A 9411-nucleotide genomic window follows, 5' to 3' on the forward strand; every position below is an offset into this window, starting at 1 on the left:
GTGATGACGACGAACGCGGGACAGACGGTGGACGTCACGTACGTGCACCCCGCTGCGCACCCGTTCCCCTCGGGCGCACCCGTTACCCTCGGGCGCATTTCCAGGATACCGGCCGCCCCCGGGCTTGCCGCAAGGCCCCCTGCGTGGGCGAGAATTGCCGGTCGCGGGCCGAAAAAGGTAGGCCCGCGAGAAGGAGGCTGCTGGATGGAGACCCGCGAGTTCGATGTGATCATCAGCGGAGGAGGACCGACCGGCTCGATGCTGGCCGGCGAGCTGCGCCTGCACGACGTGGAGGTGCTCGTGCTGGAGCGGGACGAGACGCCGAGCCCGCTCGCCCGGTCGCTCGGCCTCCACCCGCGCTCCATCGAGATCCTCGACCAGCGCGGTCTCCTCGACCGGTTCCTCGCCCTCGGAACGCAGTATCCGCAGGTCGGGACGTTCGCCGGCATCGTGGGTCCGCGCCCGGTCGCACTCGACTCCGCGCACGCGTACATCCTCGGCATCCCGCAGACCATCACCGACCGGCTGCTGGAGGAGCGGGCGATCGGGCTCGGCGCGCACTACCGCCGTGGCGCCGAGCTCGTGCGGTTCGAGCAGGACGCGGAGGGCGTGGACGTCGAGCTCGCCGACGGTTCCCGGCTGCGGTCGCGGTGGCTGGTCGGCTGCGATGGAGGCCGCAGCCTGGTCCGCCGCCTGCTGGGCGTCGGCTTTCCCGGCGAAGCGGCGACCACCGAATGGCTGCTCGGGGAGATGCAGGTCACCGCCTCGGCCGACGACGTCGCCGCGATCTCGGCGGAGGTGAGGAAGACGCACCGCGGGTTCGGCATCGGGCCGGCCGCAGACGGCCTGTACCGCGCTGTCGTACCGGCCGCGAGCGTCGCGGAGGACCGCAGCGTCCCGCCGACGCTCGAGGAGTTCCGGACGCAACTGCGCGCGTACGCCGGCACCGACTTCGGGGCGCACTCGCCTCGTGCCCTGTCGCGCTTCACCGACGCCACCCGGCTCGCCGAGCGCTACCGCTCCGGTCGCGTCCTCCTGGCGGGCGATGCCGCGCACGTGCACCCGCCGCTCGGCGGCCAGGGCCTCAACCTGGGCATCCAGGACGCGTTCAACCTCGGCTGGAAGCTGGCCGCCGACGTCGACGGCTGGGCTCCGGACGGCCTGCTCGACACCTACGAGGCGGAGCGCCGCCCGGTCGCAGACGACGTGCTGACGCTCACCCGCGCGCAGAGCGTCCTCATCGCACCAGAGGCCGGACCGCAGGCCGTTCGCCGTCTCATCACCGAGTTGATGGCCTTCGACGACGTCGCCCGGTACCTCGCCGAACGCATCAGCGGCACCGGGATCCGCTACGAGCCGGCCGGCGGGCGGGGTGCGGAGCCGGACCTGGTCGGGAGGCGCCTGCCCGACCTCCCCGTGGGGGAGGGGAGGCTCTACGAGCTCCTCCGCGACGGCCGCGGGCTGCTGCTCGATCGCACCGGGCGCCTGAGCGTCGCCGGCTGGGGTGACCGGGTGGACGCGGTCGCCGACCCGGCCGCCGATGTCGCCGCTCCCGCTGCGCTGCTGCGGCCCGACGGCTACGTCGCGTGGGCCGGCGACGACGACCGCGACCTGCGGGAGCACCTCGAACGGTGGTTCGGCCGCGCGAGCTGATCCCCAGCCGGTCCCGCGCCGGTGCCGACGGGCACTAGCCGGGCCCGCGGTCCACTCGCTAGTGTCGCGGCGTGGACCTTCGACTGAGTGGCGCCCGCGCCGTCGTGACCGGCGCCAGCCGAGGCATCGGCTTGGCCGCTGTGCGCGCCCTTCTCGCCGAAGGGGCGACCGTCGTCGGTGTCGCCCGCGGGGCGACCGACGAATCGAGGGAGCTGGAGGCGGCGGACCGCTTCCGCTTCGTGCCGGCCGACCTCTCCGACCCGGCCGCGATCGCCGGGCTCCGCGAAGCGGTCGGCGACGCGGTGGACGTACTGGTGAACAACGTCGGCTCGGCTCCGCCGCGGCCGGGCGGCTTCGCCTCCATCACCGACGACGACTGGACGAGGACGTACGAATTGAACGCGCTCGCCGCGGTACGGGTCACGCGCGGCCTGCTCGACGTCATCCCGAGCGGCGGCGCGATCGTCAACATCGTCAGCGAGAACGCGATCCTGGCCGACCCCCTGGTGATGGACTACAGCGCAGCGAAGGCGGCGCTGCTGAGCTTCACCAAGTCGCTCTCGAAAGAACTCGGGCCGCGCGGGATCCGCGTCAACTCCATCAGCCCCGGCCCGGTCGCGACCGCGCTCTGGCTGGGCTCGGGCGGCGTCGCCGACACGGTCTCCGCTGCCGGGGGAGGCACGCCGGAGGACGTGCGGCGGGGCGCCGAGCAGGCGATGGTGACCGGACGCTTCACCACTCCGGAGGAGGTGGGTGCGCTGGTCGCCATGCTCGCCAGCCCGCTGCTCGGCAACCTGACCGGCTCGGACGTCGTGATCGACGGAGGCATGAGGCAGACGATGTAACGCCCGGCGCGCCTGTGCTCGAGCGGCCGGCGCGCGAGGCTGCCCTCGACCTCAGCCGGCGAGGGCCGGCGATTCGAAGTACAGCTCGTCGAAGCAGGCCAGGGCCTCGCCCCAGGTGCCGCCCGCGTCTTCGATGGCGCGTGCTTCGTCGAGTGCGGCCATCGTGGCGAACGGCACCGTGAGCCCGTGCTCCGCGAGGTCGAGGACCGACTCGACGGGCTGGCCCGGGTCTGCGGTCTCCACGGTGACGAGGTGCGCGTAGACGTTCGGCGCCAGCTCCCGGATCGCCTCGCCGATCAGGTCGCCGTGACCGTGGCCTTCGGCGTCCCAGGTGAACCGCACGAGGCCGTCGGCGGGGAAGGCGTAGCGGTGACGTTCCCCCGCGGCGGTCACGGCATGTTCGAGGGCGGCGCGCACGGCGGCAGGGGCGATGATCTCAGTCATGGGGCTCTCCTTCGTTGCGTCGTCGTCAGCGCGGTTCGGGCCTCAGCTGCCCGCCGTCGTGCAGCGGGTCCCGTGATTCTGGCACGGCAGGGCTACCCCCAGGAAGGGGTCATTCCCGAATATCAGCAAACTCTGACCGGACGGTATCGGTGTCCGCTCTCGGTTCTCCCAGAGTGGGATGTGAGCCGGGGACGCGAACTGGACACGGTGTCGATCGGTCGTCGTCGATTGGACACGGTGTCGATCCACGCGGATCGTCGACGCGCCTAGCATCCTGACATGGCCGCCATCGTCGTCGAGGAAGACCGGATTCCCACCGCTCCCGCAGAGGATGCGGCGACGGGTGTGCTCGGCTGCCTCTCCGGCGGTTTCTGGCGCGAAGCCGACGTCGTGATCCTCGGCTACGACTGAGCGTCCTCACCGCCGAGCGCGGCCGAGACGCCCAGCAGGAGATCGCCGGGGCGGCATTCCAGCACCTCCGCGAGGTGCACCAGCATGAGCACCGACGGCATCATCGTGCCGCGCTCGACACGCCAGAGCGTGTGCTCCTCCAGCCCGGCGCGACGGGCCAGCTCGTCGAGCGCGTACAGCAGGCGCTCGCGGCGTTCGCGGATGTTCTCCCCGATCCGCCCGGCGATCGCGTTGCTCAGGTTCTGCACCCGATGAATGCTAACAACGCGCCAGAGAGTAGCCTGACTCTGTCGGCCGTTCCGAGCGACCGATGAAGACAACGAAGGAAGACACGATGGCTACAGGCACCGTCAAATGGTTCAACGCAGAGAAGGGGTACGGGTTCATCGCCCCGGATGACGGCAGCGCCGACGTCTTCGCCCACTTCAGCGAGATCCAGTCGCAGGGCGGCTACCGCACGCTCGACGAGAACCAGAAGGTCGAGTACGACCTGACCCAGGGCCCCAAGGGGATGCAGGCCTCCAACATCCGCGCCCTGTGAGACAGCGGGTCGGGCGTCGTCACGGCTGAAGCCGGGCGGCGCCCGACTCACCCGAAGAGCCGGCCGCCACCCACCGGGAATGCAGTACTGCCGCCCGCCCCCATTGCGGTCCGGCCTGCCATCCGGTTGCTTAGCGCACACACTATTCGGGCGTTGACCTTTGTCAACCGGTCGCGCGCACTGATTCGTGGCGTGCGCAGAGCGCGTAGTCGAGGGGCACGTAAACGCCCTTGAAGCCCCGCTTTGAGGGCGCCTGGACGCCCCTCGCCGGCCCCTCGCCCGCACTTCGGCGACCGATGTCACGAGCGGCGTACGCTGGCGGCATGGCCGAAGAGCGTTTGCGACCAGAACCGGATGCCCGCGTGGAGGCGGCGCGCTATCGTCTCGATCGCGACGCGTGCGCCCGCGGTGAGGAGGTCGACGCGTCCGATGCCGGCCGGCCGTCGATGGATCAACGCGCGCACGTCATCGAGAACGCGATCCAGCAGGCGATCCGCCGGGGCGACTTCGACGACCTCCCCGGTGCGGGGAAGCCGTTGCCGGGGCTGACCGGGACGCACGACCCCGACTGGTGGATCCGTCGCAAGATCGAGCGCGAGAAGCTCACCGGGCTCGGGCCGCCGGCCCTCACGCTCCGGACCGAGCACAGCGAGCTCGACGCGACCCTCGACCGCCTCGGCAGCGAACGGGCCGTGCGCGAGCACCTGGCCGACTTCAACCGGCGCGTCGTCGCTGCGCGTCGGCAGCTCCAGGGCGGCCCGCCGGTCGTGACCCCGACCAGGGACGTCGACGAGGAGGTCGCGCGCTGGGCCGAGCGCCGAGAGGCGCGCCTGCGCGAGGCGGAGGCCGCGCGGCGGGCCGAGGCGGAAGCACTCGCGGCGCTCAGCCGCCGCGAACGCCGCCGCCTCCGCAAAGGACGCTGACGCGGGAGCGCCCCGGCGCCGGTCGCCTGACCCGCGAGGGGCACGTCGCCGTCACTCGGAGAGATGCTGCTTCGTGTTGGTGTAGGTGATGGAGTCCGCGGTCGCTCCGACGAGACCGAGCGTCACGCGCAGCAACTGCGCGGGCAGCCCGTCGTTCGGGGGAGGAGTGGCCGCGCCGAGCGTCAGCGATCTGCCGTCGGGCCCGGTCGCGGTGACCGAGTCCAGATAGACCTGCACATGACCGCTGAGCGTCATCGTGTCGGCCGTCGTAGCCAGCGACGGGCCGGTCTGCTTGCGCACCGTGAGGCTGAAACCCTGGATCGCGATGGTGTCGGCCGAGATCTTCAGCACGGGGACGCGGCTGCCGTCGGCGAGCGGCACGGTGACGACGCTGATGCCCTGGAGCCCGCTGAACGACAGGGACCGGCTCCCGAGCTGAGCGGGCGGCTGGGCGAAGACGGGGGCCGAGCCGTCGGGAGTCGCCGGCGTCGGTGCGGGTGCCGGTGTCGCTGTGGCGCTCCCGCCCGGTGCCGTGCCGGGCGCGCTCGGGGTGGGTGCCGGGAGGCCGGGCAGCGGCAGCCCGGGAGCGGGTGAGCCCGACGGCGACGGAGTCGGCGTGGGCGAGGGCGAGCTGCACGACGTGAAGATGGGGATGCAGAGCGAGGCCGGGGCTGAGGTCGTCGTCGTGGCCCGCGCGGGCAGGGGGACCGCGCCGACCCCGGCGAACGCTCCGGCGAGCACCACGGCGGCGGTGAGTGCGGCCGCCGCCGCATTCCTGCGCGTCCTCACGCGTCCTTCTCCGGCAGTGGTCCGGGGTGCGTCGGCGGGCCGTCATGCGCGGCCCGCGCGCTCTCGCGCGGCATCCACGCGACCGTGAGCACGCCGCCGATCGAGCTGAGCAGCATCCCGATGAAGAAGCCGCCGAGGTTCACGCCGATCAGCGAGTACACCGCGACGGCGAGCGCGATCACGCCGTAGAAGATGCGGTGCGCCGGCATGGCGATCGCCAGCACGCCGAGCAGCACCAGCAGCACGGGGATGATCGTCGCCTGCAGCCCCTCGATGCCGAGCTGCACGTGGATGCGGCCCACGTCGAGCTGCCCGGAGAAGAACATCTCCACGCCGCCGAGCGCGGTCAGCAGGCCGCCGACGAAGGGCCGCCGCCTCCGCCACTCGCGGAACCGCTCCCGGCGGGTCGACGTCACCGTGTCGTCTCCGACGGTCGCCGTGTGCGCGGCCGGCCGGCTCAGAAGCATCCCTTCGATCCGTCCGTCAGCTGCACGTGCATGCCGGTCAGCGTGAAGACCGAGGCTTGCGTGCTCCAGGCCGTCTGCTTCAGGTTCTTGATCGTCACGGTGTCGGCGTCCTGGGCGAAGTCGCCCGGCGCACCCTTCGCGGCGGTGTTCACCGTCGAGGCGTCGACGCCGATGCGGATGTTGTGGAACTCCGAGTCGCCGGCGAGATCGGTCATGCCGATCTGCAGATCGGACGCGCTGGCCGGGTTGCCTCCGCCGCCCGCGGTGATCAGCATCCCGACCTTGCCCAGCGGGGTGTCGGTGACGACCGACTGGCAGAGGTCGGAGAGCGTCGCGGACTTGATGTTCGCGATGGCGACCTGATGCTGCTTGCCCGCGGTGTCGGGAGCGACGCCGGCGTACTGGGAGAAGCCGGTGCCGTCGAGCTTCGACGCGCTGATCTGGAACTGGCTGCCGGAGACCGCGAACGAGACCGGCACCGCGCCCTGGGCGACTCCGGTCATGAGCACGGTCGACACCACGGCCACGGGTACGGCGGCGAGCACGATGCGTCCGGCGTGCGAGCCGGCGAGCTTGCGGAACTTCATCGATCCTCCTGTTCGGGGGCTTGACAGCGGCGGTGCGGTCGATCCCACTGCGAGGGTAGCTGCTATTGACGAGTTGTCAATAGTCGGCAGAATGGAGGACGTACCGACCGTTCCGGCCCCGGGAGACGGCCAGTAGGCTCGATGCATGGACTCGGACCGGCGCACACGGCTGACCCCGGACGAGCGCCGGGCGCAGCTGGTCGCGCTCGGTGTCGCGCACCTGTCCGACCATCCCCTCGACTCGCTGACGATCGAGCAGCTGTCGGCGCAGGCGGGTGTTTCGCGCGCGCTGCTGTTCCACTACTTCGGCTCGAAGCAGGGCCTCCACCGCGACGTCGTGCGCACGGCGCGCGACAGCATGCTGCACGCCACGGAACCGATCGCCGAGCTCCCGCCGCGCGAGCGGCTGCACGACACGCTGACCCGCATCGTCGCCTTCGTCCGCGACCACAGCGGGACCTTCTACTCGCTGGTCCGCGGTGTCGCGAGCGGCGACGAGGAGGTGCGGGCCGTCGTCGAAGAGGCGAGGGCGGAGCAGGCCGAGCGCATCATCGCGGTGTTCCTCGAACTGGGCTCACCCGACGAGCCGCTGCTGCGGATCGGCCTGCGGTCGTGGATCGCCTTCGCCGAGGACGTGCTCGTCGCGAGCGCGATCGGCACCGACCTGCCGTCGGAGTCCATCGTGCGCTTCCTGGAGCGCAGCGCGGACGGGGTCGTCGCGGCGGTGCCGAGGTAGGAGAGCGGCCATGCGCCGCCCGGCACGAGCGGGCCCGGCGCAGGCGGCCGCCCTCAGATCCCCTCTTCGTCCACGTCGTCCTGGGTCAGGATGCCGTCGTCCGGGTCGCCTTCCGGGTCGTGCTCGTCGTAGTCGGGTTCGGCTTCGCGCGGCCGGCCACCGGTCGGGCCGTCGTTGCCGTCGCCCGGGCCGTCCCATACCGTCTCGCCCGCCACGCCGTCGGTGGTCACGAGCTCGTCGGCGAAGTCGGCCTCCGCGATCGGGTCGTCCAGCGCGTAGTCGACCTCGCCGTCCCGGGGATCCACCCAGCCGGCGGTGTCTCCGGCGTCGGAGTCGCCGATGACGGGCTCGTCGGCGCCGTCCTCCGGGATGCGGTCCATGCGCGTCTCCTCTCCTGCGGCCTCGGCCCCGACCGTACACCCGCTGCCCGCGTCCCGAAAACGGTCGGTCCCAGCACGCCGCGGGCGCGGAGGCCGCGACGGCGTGCTGGGACCGATCGATCGAGAGAGGCTAGCCGGCCTTGGGGAAGCTGTAGCTGCCGCTGGAGCCGGCGTCCTTCACGGCCGTCTGAACGAACGCGGCGAACTGGCTCGCGTCGGTGAAGCCGCCCTGGTAGCGCTCGCCGTTGACGAACACTGTCGGGGTGCCGAAGCTGCCCGTCTGCGGGTTCTTGAGTTGCGCGTTCGCCACGGCGTCGTTCGTACGGTTGGTGACGAATGTGGCGAACGTCTGGTCGTTGACGCACTTCGTGATCGCCGACGAACTCACGCCCGCGCTCTTGAACAGCTCGAGCATCTTGGCGTCGGTGAGCCCGGAACCGGTCTTCTCGTCCGGCTGGTTGGCGAACAGCGCGCTGTTGACGTCGAAGAATTTGTCGGGGTCGTAGTTGGCCACGCAGGAGGCCGCCGCCGCCGCGCGGGTCGAGTACTTGCTGTTGGTGGGGGAATCGAGGATGGCGATCGGGTGGATCTCGAGAGTCGCCGTGCCGTCGGACATCCACTGCTTCATCTGGTCCGAGTTCGTGGTCTCGAACTGGTCGCAGTAGGGGCACTGGTAGTCCAGCCAGATCTGGATGTGCGCGGTCTTGCCGTCGAGCGTCTGCTTCGTGGGGGTCGGCTTGGCCCCCTGGGCGATCGCGGGAGTGGTGACGGCCTGGTCCGACTTCGTCAGCAGGATGCCGCCGCTCAGCATGTTCTTGGGGTTGGCGACGTTGTTCGACGCGCTCACGCTGGTGAAGATCACGACGCCGATGATCGCGAGCACGGCGACGATGCCGACGATCACCGAGCTCTGCACGATGACCTTGCGGCGCTTGGCCTTCTTGGCGGCCTCCTCGCGCATCTTGCGGGCGGTCTCGCGCGCCTCGGCCCGGCGGTCGTTCTTCGTGGGGGTGGTCGCGCCTCTGCCTGTAGCAGCCATTCAGGTCATTCCGTTTCCGACGGTGGACAAGTCTCCGTGACAAGCGTATGGGTCTTTACCTTTGGATGCGCTGTGGCACGGCTGCGTAACGCGGCCGAGTGTCCGCGAGCGATGGGATCGGATGGGCAGGACACGCCGCCTCCCGTCAGGTGGAGGCGGCGTGTCCTGCCGGTCCGATGCCGGGGACGGACGCGTCAGCCACGCACCGTCGCCCCGGCGGCCTCGCCCACCGGCACCAGTCGGCGCAGCTGCGTGACGTGCGCCGGGGTGAGGTCGGCCAGGGTCGGCACCTCCAGCAGTTTCATGGTGCGCACGACCTGGTCGCCGAGGATCTGGATGGTGCGGTCGACGCCGGCGCGGCCTCCCGCCATCAGGCCGTAGAGGTAGGCGCGGCCGATCAACGTGAACTTCGCGCCGAGCGCGTAGGCGGCGACGATGTCGGCGCCGTTCATGATGCCGGTGTCGATGGCGACCTCGGTGCGGTCGCCGACGGCCTCCACGACCTTGGGCAGCAGGTGGAAGGGGATCGGCGCGCGGTCGAGCTGGCGGCCGCCGTGGTTGGAGAGCACGATGCCGTCGACGCCGAGGTCGACGAG

The 9411-nt window shown here is 71.2% G+C and carries 14 protein-coding genes; 6 read left to right on the forward strand and 8 right to left on the reverse strand.

Annotated features, from left to right (window positions below):
• Positions 1–204: 204 nt before the first annotated feature.
• A complete protein-coding gene (locus tag Q0Q23_RS07645) occupies positions 205–1653 on the forward strand; it encodes an FAD-dependent monooxygenase (RefSeq protein WP_295121661.1) in 1449 nt (482 codons plus the stop codon).
• Between the two features lie 71 nt (positions 1654–1724).
• Entirely contained in the window at positions 1725–2498 is a 774-nt protein-coding gene (locus Q0Q23_RS07650; protein WP_295121664.1) for an SDR family NAD(P)-dependent oxidoreductase, read from the forward strand.
• 51 nt (positions 2499–2549) lie between these two features.
• Here Q0Q23_RS07650 and Q0Q23_RS07655 read toward each other — a convergent pair whose 3' ends face one another.
• Entirely contained in the window at positions 2550–2942 is a 393-nt protein-coding gene (locus Q0Q23_RS07655; protein ID WP_295121666.1) for a hypothetical protein, read from the reverse strand.
• Positions 2943–3221: 279 nt separating this feature from the next.
• On the opposite strand from Q0Q23_RS07655, the gene Q0Q23_RS07660 reads away from it, so the two are divergent.
• Entirely contained in the window at positions 3222–3353 is a 132-nt protein-coding gene (locus tag Q0Q23_RS07660) for a hypothetical protein (RefSeq protein ID WP_295121668.1), read from the forward strand.
• Here Q0Q23_RS07660 and Q0Q23_RS07665 read toward each other — a convergent pair.
• Positions 3344–3601, reverse strand: coding sequence for a helix-turn-helix domain-containing protein (locus tag Q0Q23_RS07665; protein ID WP_295121670.1), 258 nt, complete (start codon positions 3599–3601; stop codon positions 3344–3346). The two genes, Q0Q23_RS07660 and Q0Q23_RS07665, sit on opposite strands and share 10 nt — an antisense overlap.
• An 86-nt stretch (positions 3602–3687) precedes the next feature.
• Between Q0Q23_RS07665 and Q0Q23_RS07670 the strand changes: the two genes are divergently transcribed.
• Both Q0Q23_RS07670 and Q0Q23_RS07675 read left to right on the forward strand, forming a co-directional pair.
• Complete coding sequence (locus Q0Q23_RS07670) at positions 3688–3894, forward strand: cold-shock protein (protein ID WP_295121672.1); 207 nt, start codon at positions 3688–3690, stop codon at positions 3892–3894.
• 323 nt (positions 3895–4217) lie between these two features.
• Positions 4218–4817: a DUF1992 domain-containing protein gene (locus Q0Q23_RS07675; RefSeq protein WP_295121674.1), complete on the forward strand. Its 600-nt coding sequence runs from the start codon at positions 4218–4220 to the stop codon at positions 4815–4817.
• 51 nt (positions 4818–4868) lie between these two features.
• On the opposite strand, the gene Q0Q23_RS07680 is transcribed toward Q0Q23_RS07675, so the two are convergent.
• Genes Q0Q23_RS07680 through Q0Q23_RS07690 form a run of 3 tightly spaced genes read right to left on the reverse strand, consistent with a single transcriptional unit; the run spans position 4869 to position 6660 of the window.
• A complete protein-coding gene (locus tag Q0Q23_RS07680) occupies positions 4869–5606 on the reverse strand; it encodes a hypothetical protein (protein ID WP_295121677.1) in 738 nt (245 codons plus the stop codon).
• Positions 5603–6073, reverse strand: coding sequence for a DUF6114 domain-containing protein (locus tag Q0Q23_RS07685; protein WP_295121679.1), 471 nt, complete (start codon positions 6071–6073; stop codon positions 5603–5605). Before Q0Q23_RS07685 ends, Q0Q23_RS07680 begins: the two co-directional genes overlap by 4 nt.
• Positions 6064–6660, reverse strand: coding sequence for a DUF6230 family protein (locus Q0Q23_RS07690; protein WP_295121681.1), 597 nt, complete (start codon positions 6658–6660; stop codon positions 6064–6066). The genes Q0Q23_RS07685 and Q0Q23_RS07690 overlap by 10 nt, the downstream gene beginning before the upstream one ends.
• A gap of 145 nt (positions 6661–6805) precedes the next feature.
• Here Q0Q23_RS07690 and Q0Q23_RS07695 point away from each other — a divergent pair, with 145 nt between their 5' ends.
• Positions 6806–7396, forward strand: a complete 591-nt coding sequence (locus Q0Q23_RS07695; protein WP_295121683.1) for a TetR/AcrR family transcriptional regulator — start codon at positions 6806–6808, stop codon at positions 7394–7396.
• Between the two features lie 53 nt (positions 7397–7449).
• Here Q0Q23_RS07695 and Q0Q23_RS07700 read toward each other — a convergent pair whose 3' ends face one another.
• The 3 genes from Q0Q23_RS07700 to Q0Q23_RS07710 all read right to left on the reverse strand — a co-directional run.
• Positions 7450–7776 carry a hypothetical protein gene (locus Q0Q23_RS07700; RefSeq protein ID WP_295121685.1) on the reverse strand — a complete coding sequence of 109 codons (327 nt, stop codon included), beginning with the start codon at positions 7774–7776 and terminating at the stop codon, positions 7450–7452.
• Between the two features lie 130 nt (positions 7777–7906).
• The gene (locus tag Q0Q23_RS07705) at positions 7907–8815 is read right to left on the reverse strand and encodes a thioredoxin domain-containing protein (RefSeq protein WP_295121687.1); all 909 of its coding nucleotides are present in this window, start codon (positions 8813–8815) and stop codon (positions 7907–7909) included.
• Between the two features lie 194 nt (positions 8816–9009).
• Positions 9010–9411 (reverse strand): alpha-hydroxy acid oxidase (locus tag Q0Q23_RS07710; RefSeq protein WP_295121689.1); only part of this gene is annotated, 402 nt, incomplete at its 5' end.

It is taken from the genome of uncultured Leifsonia sp., from assembly GCF_945957465.1.
In the GTDB taxonomy this organism is placed as follows: domain Bacteria; phylum Actinomycetota; class Actinomycetes; order Actinomycetales; family Microbacteriaceae; genus Leifsonia.

Bases quoted from the DNA above. Each gene is read 5' to 3' on its own strand.
- Q0Q23_RS07695 (WP_295121683.1), top strand. From the start codon at position 6,806: ATGGACTCGGACCGGCGCACACGGCTGACCCCGGACGAGCGCCGGGCG.
- Q0Q23_RS07670 (WP_295121672.1), top strand. From the start codon at position 3,688: ATGGCTACAGGCACCGTCAAATGGTTCAACGCAGAGAAGGGGTACGGG.
- Q0Q23_RS07700 (WP_295121685.1), bottom strand. From the start codon at position 7,776: ATGGACCGCATCCCGGAGGACGGCGCCGACGAGCCCGTCATCGGCGAC.
- Q0Q23_RS07645 (WP_295121661.1), top strand. From the start codon at position 205: ATGGAGACCCGCGAGTTCGATGTGATCATCAGCGGAGGAGGACCGACC.
- Q0Q23_RS07675 (WP_295121674.1), top strand. From the start codon at position 4,218: ATGGCCGAAGAGCGTTTGCGACCAGAACCGGATGCCCGCGTGGAGGCG.
- Q0Q23_RS07685 (WP_295121679.1), bottom strand. From the start codon at position 6,073: ATGCTTCTGAGCCGGCCGGCCGCGCACACGGCGACCGTCGGAGACGAC.
- Q0Q23_RS07655 (WP_295121666.1), bottom strand. From the start codon at position 2,942: ATGACTGAGATCATCGCCCCTGCCGCCGTGCGCGCCGCCCTCGAACAT.
- Q0Q23_RS07660 (WP_295121668.1), top strand. From the start codon at position 3,222: ATGGCCGCCATCGTCGTCGAGGAAGACCGGATTCCCACCGCTCCCGCA.
- Q0Q23_RS07705 (WP_295121687.1), bottom strand. From the start codon at position 8,815: ATGGCTGCTACAGGCAGAGGCGCGACCACCCCCACGAAGAACGACCGC.
- Q0Q23_RS07690 (WP_295121681.1), bottom strand. From the start codon at position 6,660: ATGAAGTTCCGCAAGCTCGCCGGCTCGCACGCCGGACGCATCGTGCTC.